The sequence below is a fragment of the Ruegeria sp. AB5 genome (genome assembly GCF_056542645.1).
The window spans coordinates 56,849-72,812 of the sequence record NZ_JBQGAE010000002.1; the positions used below are offsets into that span (position 1 = coordinate 56,849).

Sequence of the window (15,964 nt, forward strand, 5' to 3'; positions counted from 1 at the left end):
AAAACTAACCGCAACAGATAGAAAAGGAGGTGATCCAGTGTCAAGAAAGAGATTGGAGAGAGGTGTCGGAACAACCGGGGGGAAAGCCTGCTAGGGCAGCCCTTGGCGGAGCGCGCGCTCCGGCTGGTCGATTGATCTAACCGACCCGACCTCCTGAACTTTCGAAGGGCCGTCCCACCGGGGCGGCCCTTTTTGTTTTCCGCAACGCCCTGTAAAGTCCGCCCCATGTTGCGCATCACCGACGAAATCGCCCTTCAGGACTGGGAACTGACCGAAAGCTTTGTGCGCTCGTCCGGGCCTGGCGGGCAGAACGTCAACAAAGTCTCGACCGCCGTTGAGCTGCGGTTCGAAGCCGCGCGCTCTCCCTCCCTGCCGGACCCGGTGAAGAACCGATTGAAACGGCTGGCCGGGCGGCGCTGGACCAAGGACGGGGCGATCATCATTCAATGTGAAGAGACGCGCAGCCAGGCCCGCAACCGAGACATCGCGCGCACCCGCCTGGCCGAGCTGATTGCGCGCGCTCTGGTCAAACCGAAACGGCGGGTTGCGACAAAACCGACCTATGGATCGGTCAAGCGTCGGTTGGCGGCAAAAAAGGCGCGCGGGGATGTAAAGGCGCTGCGCGGCAAGGTCTCAGAAGATTGATCTGGCATCTTGCCGGGGCGTTGATAGTCTGCCGGGAAAGGGCAGGAGGGTAACGCCATGAGGCTGGAGGGAAAAACCGCAATCGTGACCGGCGGTGCATCCGGGTTCGGTGCCGGTATAGCGCAGACATTCGCGGCAGAAGGCGCGCGCGTGATGATTGCGGACATCAATGGCGATGCTGCGCGACATATGGCCAATTCTCTTGACGGGCAGACCATTGCGCAACAGGTCGACGTGTCTGACCGGGCTTCTGTTCAAACCATGGCCGAGTCCGCCCATGATCAGTTCGGCACTCTTGACATTCTGGTCAACAACGCGGGCGTGACCCACTTGCCCACCCCGTTGGAAGATGTCTCGGAAGATGATTTCGACCGCGTTTTCAACGTGAACATGAAATCCGTCTACTTGACCGCCCGGGCATTTGTACCGGCTATGAAGGCGCGCAAGACCGGGGCCATTCTGAACGTCGCGTCCACTGCAGGCCTCTCTCCGCGACCAAACCTGAACTGGTATAACGCCTCCAAAGGCTGGATGATCACCGCAACCAAAACGATGGCGGTGGAACTGGCCCCGACGGGCGTTCGCGTCAACGCGATCTGCCCCGTGGCTGGGGAAACGCCTCTGCTGAAATCCTTCATGGGCGAAGACACCCCCGAAATACGCGCCAAATTTCTGTCGACCATTCCGCTGGGCCGCTTCTCGACCCCCCAGGATATGGCTAACGCGGCCCTATTTCTGTGCTCGGACGAGGCCAGCATGATCACCGGAGCAGCCCTCGAAGTGGATGGAGGCCGATGCATCTGATCCGCTTCTTCATCTGGCCAAAAATATCCCCGCCGAAGGCAGCGCGCGCCCGCGCGCTTTGCGCACATTTTCCGAGGCCAACATGACGCCCGGACCCAAAAACCTGATCACTGACGTCTCTGGCCTGAAAGTGGGAAATGCGCAGGATGACGTGCTGAAATCCGGCACAACTGTCCTTACAGGCGATTCCGCATTTGTGGCCTCGGTCCATGTGATGGGTGGCGCGCCGGGTACACGGGAAACCGATCTGCTGGCGCCGGACAAATCGGTTGCGCGGGTCGATGCCATCACCTTGTCAGGAGGATCGGCCTTTGGGTTGGACGCGTGTTCGGGTGTTTCCGACGCGCTGCGTGCGCTGGGCCGGGGCTTTCCGGTTGGTGACACCGTGGTCCCTATCGTGCCGGGTGCAATCCTGTTCGACCTTCTGAACGGGGGAAACAAGACCTGGGAGGAAAACCCCTATCGCGCTTTGGGACGCCACGCGTTTGAAACGGCCAGCGAAGACTTTGCACTGGGCACGGCTGGGGCAGGGACTGGCGCTTTGGCCGCGATGCACAAGGGCGGATTGGGGTCCGCCTCGCTGGTTCTGGATCATGGAGTCACTGTTGGCGCTTTGGTCGCCGCCAATCCACTGGGCAGTGTTACAACGCCTGGTGATCGGCATTTCTGGGCTGCGCCTTTTGAAATCGGGGACGAATTTGCCGGTTTAGGGCCTGATCCCGCCTCTGGTCTGGGTCGTCCTTCTATCAGCCGCAAGGCGCAGGCCATGCGCGCCGATCCGGAAAAATCCAATACCACGATCGCCATTGTCGCAACCGATGCGGCCCTGACAAAACCGCAATGCCAGCGGCTGGCCGTTGCGGCCCATGACGGGATTGCCCGCGCGATTCTGCCAGCGCATACCCCGGGCGACGGTGATCTGGTCTTTGGTGTCAGTACAGGGGTCAAACCCATGGCTGCCGACGCCGAGCTTGGACTGCTGGGCCATGCGGCCGCACTGTGCCTGTCCCGGGCGATCGCGCGTGCTATCTATCTGGCCACGCCCCAGGCCAATGATCTGTTGCCCTGCTGGACTCACCTGAACCGGCAGACCTGACGCAGTCTGCTTTTGCCGCTGCGACATGACCCCACGCGCGGCAATCCGCGCGTTGACTCTGCGCTGGTCCGGCGGTCCATTCGGGCGAGCCATAAAGTATCGGAGCTAATAACATGAATCGCATCCTCGCTACCGCAATCGTCGGCCTGTTGGCGCTGCCAGCCTATGCAGAAGGCGACGCAGAGGCCGGTAAGAAAGCTTTCAACAAATGCAAGTCCTGCCATCTGATCGCTGATCCAAACGGCGAAGTGATCGTGAAAGGCGGCAAGACCGGACCCAACCTTTTTGGTATCGCGGGTCGCACCGCAGGCACCTATGAAGGGTTCAAATACGGCGATAGCATCGTCGCTGCCGGCGAAAACGGTCTGGTCTGGGACGAAGAAACCTTTGTGACCTATTCGCAGGATCCAAAAGCGTTCCTGAAAGAGTATCTGGATGACACCGCGGCAAAGTCCAAGATGACCTTTAAGCTGAAATCCGGTGCCGAAGACGTCTATGCATACATTGTCAGCGTCTCAACCGAGTAAGCGAATGTAACCGTACGTCACGACGAAAGGCCGCAGCCCCTGCGGCCTTTCGTGCGATTGATAACCAGAAAGATCATTGCCACTGTGACTGGATGCGATGCTGCTCCGGAAGGCCAAAGCACCGCACCGCCAAGCCGATCCGGCGGTAGTATATTCCTAGATTTCCGCTGGTTTGGCGGATCGGCAGCAGGAGACGACAGATGGGAATCATGATCCCGGCCTGGGTTGATGGCGAGTTGACCCCCGTTGACAAGCTGGAGGCGCATGAAAAAGGCCTCAAGCACAAGGCGGTCTCTGTCTTTGTTGTGCGAGGAACAGAGATCCTGCTTCAACGCCGGGCCATGGGGAAGTATCACACACCCGGCCTGTGGGCGAATACCTGCTGCACCCATCCCGACTGGAACGAAAGCGCTTCGGCCTGTGCCGTGCGTCGTCTGCGGGAAGAATTGGGGATAGCAGGGCTTTACCCAGAGTACCGCCACAGGCTGGAATACCACGCTGATGTCGGCAACAGCATGGTTGAACATGAGGTGGTTGATGTCTTTCTGGCGCATGTGCGCGGCCCGTTGCAGATCGAACCCAACCCGGACGAAGTGATGGATATCCGCTGGATCGACTATCACGATCTGTTGGCCGAAGTACGTCGTCATCCACAACGTTTCACGCCCTGGCTCAAGATCTACCTGACCAACCATGCGGATACGATTTTCGGCCCTGATCTGATCATCTCGGCCAAGACCTGACGGCTACGGCTTGCAAGGCCCGCCCAAGCCGCCTAAATCAACGCGTTATGGCCAAGCAGAAGACAGACCCGAATTACAAAGTCATTGCCGAAAACCGGCGTGCGCGCTTCGACTACGCGATCGAAGAGGATATCGAGTGCGGCATCGTGCTGGAAGGGTCCGAGGTCAAATCCCTGCGCGCGGGTGGGGCGAACATTGCCGAAAGCTACGCCTCGGTCGATGACGGAGAACTGTGGCTGGTCAACAGCTACGTTGCGCCCTACGAACAGGCCAAGGTGTTCAAGCATGAGGAACGCCGCCGCCGCAAGCTGCTGGTGTCGCGCAAGGAATTGTCAAACCTGTGGAATGCGACCCAACGCAAGGGCATGACGCTGGTGCCGCTGGTTCTGTACTTCAATCACAAGGGTCGGGCAAAGCTGAAGATCGGCATCGCCAAGGGTAAGAAACTGCACGACAAGCGTGAGACTCAGGCCAAGCGTGACTGGTCACGCCAAAAGCAGCGGCTGATGAAGGATCACGGCTGATCCCCGACGGGGCTCAAAACGCCATGGCTGCGGAAACGGCGCGTTTCCACCGGTCATAGGCGGCGTCACGGTCTTCCGCCGACAAGTCCGGTTCGAACCGGCGATCCAGTGCCCAGGTTTCCGAGAATCCCTGTTGGTCGGGGTAAATCCCGGCGCGCATCCCGGCCAGCCAGGCCGCACCCAGGGCGGTGGTCTCTTGCATCACCGGTCGGTCAACCTCGGCCCCCAGATAGTCGGACAGGCCCTGCATCGCCCAGTCAGACGCGCTGGCCCCGCCATCGACGCGCAGCGTGACATCGGTATCCGCGCCCCAGTCACCTTGCATTGCGTGCCATAGATCGCGGGTCTGGTAGGCGATGCTTTCCAACGTGGCCTTGGCGAACTCGGCACGGCCGGAATTGCGCGTCAGGCCAAACACCGCGCCCCTGCAGTCCGGCTTCCAGTATGGCGCGCCGAGGCCGGTAAAGGCGGGTACCAGCACCACATGCTGGTTCGGGTCGGCTTGTTGTGCCAGCTCTCCACTTTCGGGGGCCGACTCAATGATCTGCAACGCATCCCGCAGCCATTGCACGGCTGCCCCCGCCACAAAGATCGATCCTTCCAGCGCATAGGTCCGTTTTCCATCCAGCTGATAGGCAATTGTTGTCAGCAGGCGGTTTTTCGACGCGACCGGTTTGTCTCCGGTGTTCAGCAGCGCGAAACAGCCCGTGCCATAGGTGGATTTCATCATACCCGGCTGGAAACAGGCCTGCCCGATGGTGGCGGCTTGTTGGTCGCCTGCAACGCCCAGGATCGGAATATCACCTCCCAGAAGAGAGGTGTTTCCGAAATCCGAGGCACAATCATGCACCTTGGGCAGCATCGATACAGGAACATCCAGCAGATCGCAGATTTCGGTGCTCCACTCGCCTTTGTGAATGTCAAACAACAGGGTTCGGGCGGCATTGGTGGCGTCGGTCACATGGCTGCGCCCTTCAGTCAGACGCCAGATCAGGAAACTGTCGATGGTACCGAACAACAGCTCTCCGGCCTCGGCCCGGTCGCGTGCACCGGGAACAGTGTCCAGCAACCATTTAACCTTGGTGCCCGAGAAATAAGGGTCCAGCAGCAAACCGGTTTGCAGGGTCACATCATCCTCGCACCCGGCCTGTTTGTAGCGGGCGCAGATATCGGCGGTGCGCCGGTCCTGCCAGACGATGGCATTGTGAATCGCCTGACCAGTGGTTTTGTCCCAGACAACCGTTGTTTCACGCTGGTTGGTGATGCCGATCCCGGCAATTTGATTGGCAGAGACATCGCAGGTTTCCATAACCTCGCGGCAAACGGTGAGAACGCTGTCCCAGATATCCTCGACGTCATGCTCAACCCAGCCTTCCTGTGGGAAATGCTGGGGAAACTCGTGCTGGGCGGTGCCCACACGCTCCATCTGTGCGTCAAACAATATTGCGCGCGACGATGTCGTGCCCTGATCGATTGCCAGAATAAAGGTCATTCCTGCGCCCCTCCCCCGTATGGTTTTGCGCGACTTTAGCGCAAACACTCGCGTCGGGGCCAGAGCAGAAATCAGGCCGCCGGAACAGCGATATTGTCAATCAGGCGAACGCCATCGGCCCAGGCGGTGACGAACAGGCGGGCTGGGCGCGACGCGTGGGTCAGGGCCTCAAGCGTGTCGGCGCAGCGCAGGTCGATATACTCGACCTTGGTGAACCCTGCGGTGATCAGGTCGTCTTTGACCTGTTGTGCAAGCGGGTCAACCGGTGCGCCTGCGGCCAGTTCCTTGGCCATTGCGCGCATAAGCCTGTTCTTTTGGGCTGCGATTTCCAAGCCCTTGGGTGACAGCAACAGGTTGCGCGAAGACAGAGCCAGACCCGAGGGTTCGCGGACTGTGGGGCAGCCGACCACCTCAACAGGGATGTCCAGGTCGCGGGCCATGCGGCGAACAACAAGCAGTTGCTGATAGTCTTTTTCGCCAAAATAGGCCCTGTCCGCCTGCGTTTGCAGGAACAGTTTGGCGACCACTGTGGCGACGCCATCAAAGTGACCGGGACGGAAGGGCCCCTCCATCACATCGGTCAGCCCTGCGACGGTAACAGTGGTTGAAAAGCCCGCAGGGTAGATTTCCTCGGGCTCGGGCACATAGATCGCGTCAACGCCAAAGGGCAGCAGCTTTTCCGCGTCATCGTTCTCTGTGCGCGGGTAGTTGGCCAGATCTTCAGGGCTGTTGAACTGTTTGGGATTCACAAAAATAGTAACGATCACCCGGTCTGCGCCTGCCTTTGCGGCCTCGACCAGGGACAGGTGCCCCTTGTGCAACGCGCCCATGGTGGGAACAACGCCGATGGTTTCACCCTTGCGACGCCACCCGGTGGTCAGCGCGCGCAGATCGGAGAGGCGGCGCAGGATGGGTGCGGTCATGACTTGGACCCTTTGGCAGGGGCCTGATCCGCAAACACATGCTCGTCCGTCGGGAAGGCACGCGCGCGCACTTCGGCAGCGTATTCGGCGATCGCCGCCTCGGCTTGCGGGCCAAGCTCGGCATAGCGTTTGACGAATTTCGGTTTGAACGCGGTGAAAAAGCCCACCATGTCGTCGACGACCAGAATCTGCCCGTCACATCCTGCTGACGCTCCGATTCCGATGGTCGGGATCGCGATCTCAGCCGTGATGCGGTCGGCCAAACCCTGCGGAACCTTCTCTAAAACGACCGAAAACGCGCCCGCTTGGGCCACGGCGGTGGCGTCGGCCACCACGGCCTCGGCCTGTTCGTCGCGGCCTTGAACCTTGTAGCCGCCCAGCGTGTTGATCGATTGCGGCGTCAGACCGATATGGGCCATCACCGGAATGCCGCGTTTGACAAGAAAACGGATGGTTTCGGCCATCTCGACCCCGCCTTCCAGCTTGACCGCACCCGCGCCTGTTTCCGCCATCAGGCGTGCCGCGTTGCGAAAGGCCTCGGCTGGCGAATGCTCATAGCTGCCAAAGGGCATGTCAATGACCAGCATCGCGGAATCCAGCCCGCGCGCAACGGCCTGTCCATGCAGGATCATCATGTCCATGGTGACGCCAAGGGTCGAGTCCAGCCCGTGCAGCACCATCCCGACGCTGTCGCCCACCAACACAAAGTCGCAATGGGCATCCATAAGCCGAGCCATCGGCGTCGTGTACGCCGTCAGGCTGACCAGCGGTTCGCCCCCTTTGCGGGCGCGAATATCCTGGGCATTCGGGGCTTTCTTTCGGGCGGTTGCACTCATGCTCGCTCCTCGCGGGATTCATGTTGCAGCGCGGCATAGCAGATCGCACTAGGACCGCGAAACCCCGGTTGCGCGAACATTTCCTTGAATGACCCAAGGTTTATGGAGACATTGGGCGCAGAAAAGCCCGCCTGAACGCGGGTGCGTCGAATTCAACAGGGAGAGTTTTTCATGGCAAAGCAGGTGTTTCGAACCTTTGGCTCCGCGCTGGCGCTAAGCGCCGGACTGTTGGCGACGCAAGCGCTGGCAAAATCCGACATCACAATCGCGATGCAGTTGGAGCCGCCGCATCTGGACCCGACCAGTGCTGCTGCGCAAGCAATCGATTCGGTGGTGTACTCCAATATCTTCGAAGGTCTGACCCGGTTCATGGGCGACGGTTCGGTCGTGCCGGGGCTGGCGGAAAGCTGGGAAATCTCGGATGACGGCACCGTCTACACGTTCACGCTGCGCGACGGCGTAACATTCCACGACGGCAGTACGATGGATGCCGAGGATGTAAAGTTCAGCCTTGACCGCGCCACAGCCGAAGACAGTGCAAACGCGCAAAAAGCCCTGTTTGCCGGCATCGAAAGCGTCGAGGCTGTGGATCCGCTGACCGTCAAGGTCACCCTGTCCGAGCCGAACGGTAACTTCCTGTTCAACATGGCCTGGGGCGATGCCGTGGTCGTTGCGTCCGAAAGTATTGATGACATCAAGACCAACCCGGTCGGCACAGGGGCTTTCACCTTCGGAGACTGGGTGCAGGGCGACAGCATCACGCTGAACCGCAATCCCGACTATTGGGGCGAACAGCCTGCGTTAGAGACGGCTACATTCAAGTTCATCTCGGATCCAACCGCCGCTTTTGCCGCCATGATGGCCGAGGATGTGGATGTGTTCGACAATTTCCCCGCGCCCGAGAACCTGCCTCAGTTCGAGGCCGATCCGCGGTTTCAGGTTCTGGTGGGCTCGACCGAGGGTGAAACGATCCTGTCCACCAACAACAAACAAGCTCCGTTTGACGATATCCGCGTTCGGCAGGCTCTGGCCCATGCGATCGACCGTCAGGCCATCATCGACGGGGCGATGTTCGGCTACGGCACCCCTATCGGCACCCATTTTGCGCCGCATCACCCGGCCTATGTCGATCTGACCGGCCAATCCGCCCATGACCCCGAAAAGGCAAGGGCGCTGCTGGCCGAAGCCGGATTTGCGGACGGGTTCGAGACCACTCTGCACCTGCCGCCCCCGTCCTACGCTCGTCGCGGCGGAGAGATTGTCGCCGCGCAGCTGGCCGAGGTCGGCATCACCGCCGAGATCATCAATGTCGAATGGGCGCAATGGCTGGAATCAGTGTTCAAGGGCAAGGATTTCGGCCTGACCATCGTCAGCCATACCGAGCCGATGGATATCGGCATCTATGCCCGGCCCGACTATTATTTCCAGTATGAAAGTACGGATTTTCAGGCGCTGATGGATCTGCTGAACACTACAACCGACCCGGATGAACGCACCCGTCTGATGGGTGAGGCACAGAGGTTGATTTCAAGCGACTATGTCAACGGCTACCTGTTCCAGTTGGCCAAGCTCGGCGTGGCGAAAGCAGGCGTTCAGGGGCTGTGGCAGAATGCGCCGACGGCAGCGATAGATCTGACGGGGATCAGCTGGTCTGAGTAAGGGATGGGGCTATCCGGCCCCGTCAATCAACCAATTGCCGTGAACCCAACCCTTGCGACGGGGCTCGCCATAGTAGACCCCGATCCATTTTCCCTGCTGCGCGCAGGTACGGACCGTGTCGCCGTTGCGCAGTTGGTCGATCTTGAAGAAATCCGAACCCGGACCGGTGCGCACAGACAAAAAACCGTCGCCATTCGGATCCAGGCCCGAGACAATGCTGGCGGCGCATCCGGCGGCTTGCCCGTCTTCGGGGATCACGAAATCCACATCCAGTTGTTGAGCGGGTGCCGTGCCCGCTGCGGTCAAAAACAGAGCCGCAAGTATAGGTATTCTCATCGCCAATTTCCTTTCAAACAATGATGTCAGGATAAGGTCCGCGCTGGTTTTCGACAACGGAACTGGTGCTGGACCCAAAGCGCGGCCCGGCCTAACGTGGCGCTGATGCTTCGCTATGCCCTCAAACGTCTGATTTCGCTGATGATCAGCTTGGCGGTCGCCTCGGTGGTGATCTTTGTCGTCATCGAAATCGCGCCGGGTGATCCGGCGTCGTTCATGCTGGGCGTCAATGCGCAGCCCGACACACTGGCCGCCCTGCGGGCCGAGCTGGGGTTGGATGTGTCCAAGGTCGAGCGGTATTTCAACTGGGTCAGCGGCATGCTGGTGGGAGATTTCGGCACCTCCTACACCTACCGGACGCCGGTGTCGCAGATGATTGCTGACCGGCTTTGGGTGTCGCTGCCGCTGGCGCTTTATGCGCTAACCCTGTCCACCCTGATCGCCTTTCCCGCCGGGATCTACGCCGCTGCGCGTAGGGGGAGACCGGGTGATGTGGCGGTTATGGGGGCCACGCAACTTGGCATCGCCGTGCCCAATTTCTGGTTTGCCATGATGCTGGTGCTGGTCTTTGCCATCAACCTGCGCTGGTTCAACGCGGGCGGGTTCGCCGGCTGGGGCAACGGGTTCTGGACTGGCCTGCACTCGCTGACCTTACCGGCCATTGCGCTGGCCCTGCCTCAGGCGGCGATCCTAGCGCGGGTCATGCGGTCATCGCTGCTGGATATTCTGGGCGAGGATTTCATGCGCACCGCACGGGCCAAGGGCTTGTCTCGACGTCAGGCGCTGTGGCGGCACGGGCTGCGCAACGCGTTGATCCCTGTGTTAACGATCATCGGTCTACAGTTCTCGTTCCTTTTAGCCGGATCGATCATTATCGAGCAGGTCTTTTATCTGCCCGGCCTCGGGCGGCTGGTGTTTCAGGCGATCTCGGCCCGCGATCTGATCGTGGTGGAATCGGTGGTCATGCTGCTGGTCTTTGCGGTCATCACGGTGAATTTTCTGGTCGATCTGGCCTATGCCGCCGTTGACCCCCGTCTAAGGAGCAGGACATGAGCCGCAACCTGATCCTTGGCGCAGCGCTCTCCTCGCTGGTGGTATTGGCGGCGGCACTTTCCTTTGTCTGGACGCCCTACGCGCACGCCGCGTTGAATATCCCGGCTAAGCTGCAACCCCCCAACGCACAGCACTGGTTTGGCACCGATCATTTCGGGCGGGATATGTTCTCGATGATCATGGTGGGCGCGCGCACCTCGATCGCGGTGGCCTTGGTGGCCGTGGGGATCGGCATGGCCTTGGGCGTGCCGCTGGGCCTGACGGCAGCGGCGCGCAAGGGATCGTGGCTGGATGAGGTGATCATGCGCGGCAACGATCTGGTCTTTGCCTTCCCTTCGCTGGTGATCGCCATCCTTATCACCGCCGTCTTTGGCGCGGGTGCGATCAACGCCATCATCGCCATCGGCATCTTCAACATCCCCGTTTTCGCCCGCATCACCCGTGGCGCGGCCCTGTCCCTGTGGGAGAGGGAGTTCATCCTCGCCGCCCGAGTCTCAGGCAAGGGTGCGGCGCGCATTTCAGCGGAACATATCCTGCCCAATGTGGCCAACCTGCTGATCGTGCAGGGCACCATCCAGTTCAGCCTTGGCATCCTGGCCGAGGCAGGCCTGTCCTATGTCGGCCTTGGCGCGCAACCGCCTACGCCCAGCTGGGGCCGGATGCTGGCAGATGCGCAGACGATGGTCAGTTTTGCCCCGCATTTGGCTCTGATTCCGGGTCTGGCGATCATCGTCACGGTTCTGGGCCTGAACCTGTTGGGCGACGGGCTGCGCGATTGGCTGGACCCAAGAATACGGGTGGCCCGCGCATGAGTTTGCTGCAAATCGAAAACCTCTCACTATCCATTCACGGGATGAGTATCCTCAAACAGGTCAGCCTGTCCGTCGCGCCCGGCCAGATCGTGGCCGTCACGGGGGAGAGCGGATCTGGCAAGTCGATGACCGCACTGGCGGTGATGCAACTGCTGCCAAGCGGTGCCGATGCGGCGGGTGCGATCCGGCTGGATGGTCAGGACCTGCTGAGCTGTTCCGAGGATGAGATGTGCGCCCTGCGCGGCGCCTCCGTCGGGATGGTGTTTCAGGAACCGATGACCGCGCTGAATCCGGTCAAAACCATCGGGGATCAGGTGATGGAGACGATCCTGATCCACAAGGCCATGCCCCCGACGCAGGCCCGCGACCGCGCGCAAGAGGTGCTGAAACGCGTTGGTCTTCCGCCCGACAGGTTCCCGCTGACCCGCTATCCGCATGAGCTGTCCGGTGGTCAGCGTCAGCGCGTTGTGATCGCCATGGCCATCGCCCTACGCCCCCGATTGTTGATCGCGGATGAGCCGACCACCGCCCTGGACGTCACCACGCAGGCGCAGATACTCGACCTGCTGAAAGGGCTGGTGCGCGAATACGACATGGGCCTGCTGATGATCACTCATGATCTGGCGGTGGTGGCTGATATGGCCGACTGGATCATCGTCATGCGCCATGGCGAAGTGGTTGAGGCCGGAGGAACCGGACCCCTGCTGCAGAACATGCAGCACCCCTATACCCGCATGTTGTTCCAGGCCTCGGGCCATCAGGTCGACCTGCCGGACCCCAAACCGGCGCAGCCTTTGCTTGAGGTCGCGCAGGTGGTCCGGGATTACCGCCTGCCTCGAAAGGGCCTGTTCGATGCGCCGCGCCATCACCGCGCCGTGGATGGGGTCAGCTTTACGCTGAACAAGGGCGAGCGGCTGGGCTTGGTCGGAGAGTCTGGGTGCGGAAAATCGACCCTAACACGGGCTATTTTGGGGCTGGAAGAGGTGCAAGGTGGTCAGATTCGGCTGGGCGGACAGCCGGTTTTCACCGGCCACAAACCCAATCTGGCGGTCCGGCGCAAGATGCAGGTGGTGTTTCAGGACCCCTATGGCAGCTTCAACCCCCGTCACCGGGTCACGCGCCTGATCACCGAGCCGTTTCACCTGCTTGAACATCCCCCCACAGGGTCCGAGCGCCAAGACCAGATCGCCGAGATGCTGACCGCCGTGGGCCTCAGCCCCGATGATGCGGGCCGGTACATCCACGAGTTTTCGGGCGGGCAGCGGCAGCGGATCGCCATCGCCCGTGCCTTGATCATCCGGCCCGAGCTGATCTTGTTTGATGAGGCGGTCTCGGCCCTGGATGTCTCGGTCCGGGCGCAGATCCTGGATCTGCTGGCCGAGCTATGTGCCGCCTATGACCTGACATATCTGTTCATCAGTCATGATCTGAGCGTTGTGCGTACGATCACCGACCGGGTTTTGGTGATGCAGGCGGGGCAGATTGTCGAACAGGGCGAGACCGAACAGGTCTTTTCCGATCCGCAGCACGCCTATACCCAAACCCTGATCGCCGCCGCGCCGACCCTGCCGGATATCGGTCAGAATGTGGCCTAATTGCTAATGTTAGAGACGAAATGGAGCCTGACATGACCAATCCCCTGTGGTTCGATCCCAGCCTGTGCCTGATTGGCGGAGCATGGCAACGCCCCGCGTCTCAGGCCGATTTGCCGCTGATCAACCCGTCGGACGGGTCCGAACTTTGCAGGATCGCGCGCGGGAATGCTGATGACATCGACGCCGCCGTTCAAGCGGCGCAATCGGCGCGGGATGGTGACTGGGGCCGCAAAACGGCGCTGGAGCGGGGCCGCATTCTGACCCGATTGGGCCAGATGGTATTGGAACGCGTGGATGATCTGGCCGCGCTAGAGGCAATGGATGTTGGAAAACCCCTGACGCAGGCGCGCGCAGATGCGGTGGCGCTGGCGCGCTATTGCGAGTTTTACGGTGGCGCGGCGGATAAGGTGATGGGCGAGACGATCCCTTACCTGGATGGCTATACCGTCTATACCCTGCGCGAACCGCATGGGGTGACGGGCCATATCGTGCCGTGGAACTATCCGATGCAGATCATCGGCCGCTCGGTCGGGGCGGCGCTGGCGATGGGCAATGCCTGTGTCCTGAAACCAGCGGAAGAGGCCTGTTTGACCGCGCTGGCCTTTGCCCATCTGGCGCAGCAGGCTGGGCTGCCGGCCGGCGCGTTGAACGTGGTGCCGGGGCTGGGGGCCGAGGCGGGGGCGGCGCTGTCGGCGCATTCTGGGGTTCAGCATGTGTCCTTCACCGGATCGGTTGCCACTGGCGCGCTGGTGCAACAGGCCGCCGGGTGCAATGTAGTGCCGGTGACGCTGGAACTGGGCGGGAAATCCCCGCAGCTGGTGTTTGACGATGCCGATCTGGACGCGGCCCTGCCATTTCTGGTGAATGCGGGCATTCAGAACGCAGGCCAGACCTGTTCGGCGTCCTCCCGCATCTTGGTGCAGCGCGGCGTGTATGAGCAGGTCAAAACCCGGATGACCGAGGCCTATGCACAGCTGACCGTCGGCCCTGCGATGGATGATCTACGGGTCGGCCCGCTGATCTCGGACCGGCAAAAAACCATCGTTTCGGGCTTTCTGGCAAAAGGTGACGATTTGACCATCGCCGGGCAGGGGCAAATCTCGCCAGATGCGCCAGCGAGCGGCGCCTACATTCGTCCGACGTTGTTTGCGGACGTTCCCGCCGATCATGTTCTGGCGCGGGATGAGATTTTCGGTCCGGTTCAGGTTCTGATCCCGTTCGAGACAGAAGAACAGGCTCTGACCATCGCCAACAGCACCGAGTATGGCCTTGTTGCCAGCATCTGGACGCGAGACGGTGCACGGCAGATGCGGTTGGCCAAGCAGTTGCGATCAGGTCAGGTGTTCATCAACAACTATGGTGCTGGCGGCGGCGTTGAACTGCCGTTTGGTGGGGTCGGAAAATCCGGGCATGGCCGCGAAAAAGGGTTCGAGGCGCTTTATGGCTTCTCACAACTCAAGACGGTGGCTGCATATCATGGCTAGACGATCACCTCGATCACCTTTTGTGCGCCAACGCCAAACACGCGCTTGTAACGTTCAATCTGGTCCTTGGGTCCCATGGCCTTTTCAGGATTGTCCGACAATTTGACTGTTGGGCGACCGTTTGCGGACACTGCCTTGCAGACTAGTGAGAACGGCGCCAGGGCGTCTTTGGGCACAAGTCCTCGAAAATCGTTGGTCAGCAAAGTACCCCAGCCAAAGGAAATATTGACGCGACCCGCGAATTGGGCGTGCAGCTCTTTGATTTTGTCCACATCCAGACCGTCTGAGAAGATGATCCGCTTCTGCGCCGGGTCCTCGCCGCGCGATGTCCACCAATCAATAGCGATCTCAGCCCCGGCGGCAGGGTCGCCGCTGTCAATGCGAATACCGGTCCAACCAGCCAGCCAGTCGGGCGCGTTGTCAAGAAAGCCTTTGGTTCCGTAAGTGTCAGGCAGAATGATCCGGAGATTGCCATCATGCTCATCATGCCAGTCGCTGAGAACGTCATAGGGGGCCTGCGCCAGTTCCTCATCTGTATTTGCCAGCGCCGAATAGACCATAGGCAGTTCATGGGCGTTGGTGCCGATGGCCTCAACCTCACGCCGCATGGCGATCAGGCAATTCGAGGTGCCGGTAAAAGCTGCGCCTAGGCCTTCGATCATCGCCTGAACGCACCAGTCCTGCCACAGGAAAGAGTGTCTTCGCCGCGTTCCGAAATCCGCGATGCCAAGCCCGTCAATGGCACCAAGCTGTTCGATCTTTTCCCAGACCCGTGTCATTGCGCGGGCATACAGAACCTGCAGTTCAAACCGGCGCATGTGGTTCAAAACGGCGCGCGAGCGAAGCTCCATCAACACGGCGAGCGCAGGTATCTCCCACAGCATGACCTCGTGCCACTTGCCCTCGAAAGTCAGCTCATACTGGTCGCCCTTTCGTTCGAGGTGGTAGGGCGGCAGGCGCATATTCTCGAACCATTCCATGAAATCCGAGCGGAACATCTGACGTTTGCCGTAGAACATATTGCCCCGCAACCACGTGCTTTCACCACGGCTGAGACCCAGTGATCGGATATGATCCAGCTGCTCCCGCAACTCCCCTTCATCGATCAAACGGGCGAGCGGCACGTGATTCGAACGATTGATCAGCGAAAACTCGACGTCCGTTTGGGGCTTATTTCGAAACACTGACTGGCACATCAGCAGTTTGTAGAAATCTGTGTCGATCAAGGACCTTATAATCGGGTCGATCTTCCATTTGTGATTGTAGACACGGGTCGCGATGTCGACCATGGGGAACTCCTGCGATTTCCGTTGTTAGATCAATCAGCACCGCGAATGGCAAGAGTCTCTGATTCGGTGACAATGCCCGCATGACGTCACAAAGCGGGCTTAATATGTGTTGTTTTCACCGATTAGTGAGTAAGTTGGTTGGAATA

At 60.3% G+C, this 15,964-nt stretch carries 16 protein-coding genes; 11 read left to right on the forward strand and 5 right to left on the reverse strand.

Going from position 1 to position 15,964, the window contains the following annotated elements; genetic code table 11:
• The first annotated feature begins 225 nt into the window (after window positions 1-225).
• The 6 genes from arfB (at window position 226) to smpB (ending at window position 4,339) form a co-directional block, all read left to right on the forward strand.
• Window positions 226-645: an alternative ribosome rescue aminoacyl-tRNA hydrolase ArfB gene (arfB, locus tag ACR0L4_RS05520; protein WP_480511237.1), complete on the forward strand. Its 420-nt coding sequence runs from the start codon at window positions 226-228 to the stop codon at window positions 643-645.
• A gap of 57 nt (window positions 646-702) precedes the next feature.
• The gene (locus tag ACR0L4_RS05525) at window positions 703-1,449 is read left to right on the forward strand and encodes an SDR family oxidoreductase (RefSeq protein ID WP_480511239.1); all 747 of its coding nucleotides are present in this window, start codon (window positions 703-705) and stop codon (window positions 1,447-1,449) included.
• An 82-nt stretch (window positions 1,450-1,531) separates the two neighbouring features.
• Window positions 1,532-2,545 carry a P1 family peptidase gene (locus ACR0L4_RS05530; RefSeq protein ID WP_480511792.1) on the forward strand — a complete coding sequence of 338 codons (1,014 nt, stop codon included), beginning with the start codon at window positions 1,532-1,534 and terminating at the stop codon, window positions 2,543-2,545.
• Between the two features lie 113 nt (window positions 2,546-2,658).
• Complete coding sequence (locus tag ACR0L4_RS05535) at window positions 2,659-3,072, forward strand: cytochrome c family protein (RefSeq protein WP_170750208.1); 414 nt, start codon at window positions 2,659-2,661, stop codon at window positions 3,070-3,072.
• Between the two features lie 200 nt (window positions 3,073-3,272).
• The gene (gene idi / locus ACR0L4_RS05540; protein WP_480511241.1) at window positions 3,273-3,815 is read left to right on the forward strand and encodes an isopentenyl-diphosphate Delta-isomerase; all 543 of its coding nucleotides are present in this window, start codon (window positions 3,273-3,275) and stop codon (window positions 3,813-3,815) included.
• 47 nt (window positions 3,816-3,862) lie between these two features.
• Entirely contained in the window at window positions 3,863-4,339 is a 477-nt protein-coding gene (gene smpB / locus ACR0L4_RS05545; protein ID WP_480511243.1) for an SsrA-binding protein SmpB, read from the forward strand.
• A 13-nt stretch (window positions 4,340-4,352) separates the two neighbouring features.
• On the opposite strand, the gene glpK is transcribed toward smpB, so the two are convergent.
• The 3 genes from glpK to panB form a co-directional block, all read right to left on the reverse strand.
• Complete coding sequence (gene glpK, locus ACR0L4_RS05550) at window positions 4,353-5,831, reverse strand: glycerol kinase GlpK (RefSeq protein ID WP_480511245.1); 1,479 nt, start codon at window positions 5,829-5,831, stop codon at window positions 4,353-4,355.
• A gap of 71 nt (window positions 5,832-5,902) precedes the next feature.
• Entirely contained in the window at window positions 5,903-6,754 is an 852-nt protein-coding gene (panC, locus tag ACR0L4_RS05555) for a pantoate--beta-alanine ligase (protein WP_480511247.1), read from the reverse strand.
• Entirely contained in the window at window positions 6,751-7,590 is an 840-nt protein-coding gene (gene panB, locus ACR0L4_RS05560) for a 3-methyl-2-oxobutanoate hydroxymethyltransferase (RefSeq protein WP_170750203.1), read from the reverse strand. The genes panC and panB overlap by 4 nt, the downstream gene beginning before the upstream one ends.
• Window positions 7,591-7,761: 171 nt before the next feature.
• On the opposite strand from panB, the gene ACR0L4_RS05565 reads away from it, so the two are divergent.
• A complete protein-coding gene (locus ACR0L4_RS05565; protein ID WP_480511249.1) occupies window positions 7,762-9,249 on the forward strand; it encodes an ABC transporter substrate-binding protein in 1,488 nt (495 codons plus the stop codon).
• Window positions 9,250-9,258: 9 nt separating this feature from the next.
• On the opposite strand, the gene ACR0L4_RS05570 is transcribed toward ACR0L4_RS05565, so the two are convergent.
• Complete coding sequence (locus tag ACR0L4_RS05570; RefSeq protein WP_170750201.1) at window positions 9,259-9,585, reverse strand: SH3 domain-containing protein; 327 nt, start codon at window positions 9,583-9,585, stop codon at window positions 9,259-9,261.
• A gap of 105 nt (window positions 9,586-9,690) precedes the next feature.
• Here ACR0L4_RS05570 and ACR0L4_RS05575 point away from each other — a divergent pair, with 105 nt between their 5' ends.
• Genes ACR0L4_RS05575 through ACR0L4_RS05590 form a run of 4 tightly spaced genes read left to right on the forward strand, consistent with a single transcriptional unit; the run spans window position 9,691 to window position 14,529 of the window.
• Window positions 9,691-10,638 (forward strand): ABC transporter permease, encoded by a 948-nt coding sequence (locus tag ACR0L4_RS05575; RefSeq protein ID WP_170750200.1) that lies wholly within the window; start codon window positions 9,691-9,693, stop codon window positions 10,636-10,638.
• Window positions 10,635-11,450, forward strand: a complete 816-nt coding sequence (locus ACR0L4_RS05580) for an ABC transporter permease (RefSeq protein ID WP_170750199.1) — start codon at window positions 10,635-10,637, stop codon at window positions 11,448-11,450. The genes ACR0L4_RS05575 and ACR0L4_RS05580 overlap by 4 nt, the downstream gene beginning before the upstream one ends.
• Window positions 11,447-13,045 carry an ABC transporter ATP-binding protein gene (locus ACR0L4_RS05585; protein ID WP_480511252.1) on the forward strand — a complete coding sequence of 533 codons (1,599 nt, stop codon included), beginning with the start codon at window positions 11,447-11,449 and terminating at the stop codon, window positions 13,043-13,045. Before ACR0L4_RS05580 ends, ACR0L4_RS05585 begins: the two co-directional genes overlap by 4 nt.
• 32 nt (window positions 13,046-13,077) lie before the next feature.
• On the forward strand, window positions 13,078-14,529 hold the full coding sequence (locus tag ACR0L4_RS05590; protein WP_480511254.1) for an aldehyde dehydrogenase family protein: 1,452 nt from the start codon (window positions 13,078-13,080) through the stop codon (window positions 14,527-14,529).
• Here ACR0L4_RS05590 and pncB read toward each other — a convergent pair.
• A complete protein-coding gene (gene pncB / locus ACR0L4_RS05595) occupies window positions 14,526-15,818 on the reverse strand; it encodes a nicotinate phosphoribosyltransferase (RefSeq protein WP_480511256.1) in 1,293 nt (430 codons plus the stop codon). The two genes, ACR0L4_RS05590 and pncB, sit on opposite strands and share 4 nt — an antisense overlap.
• Window positions 15,819-15,964: the final 146 nt, after the last annotated feature.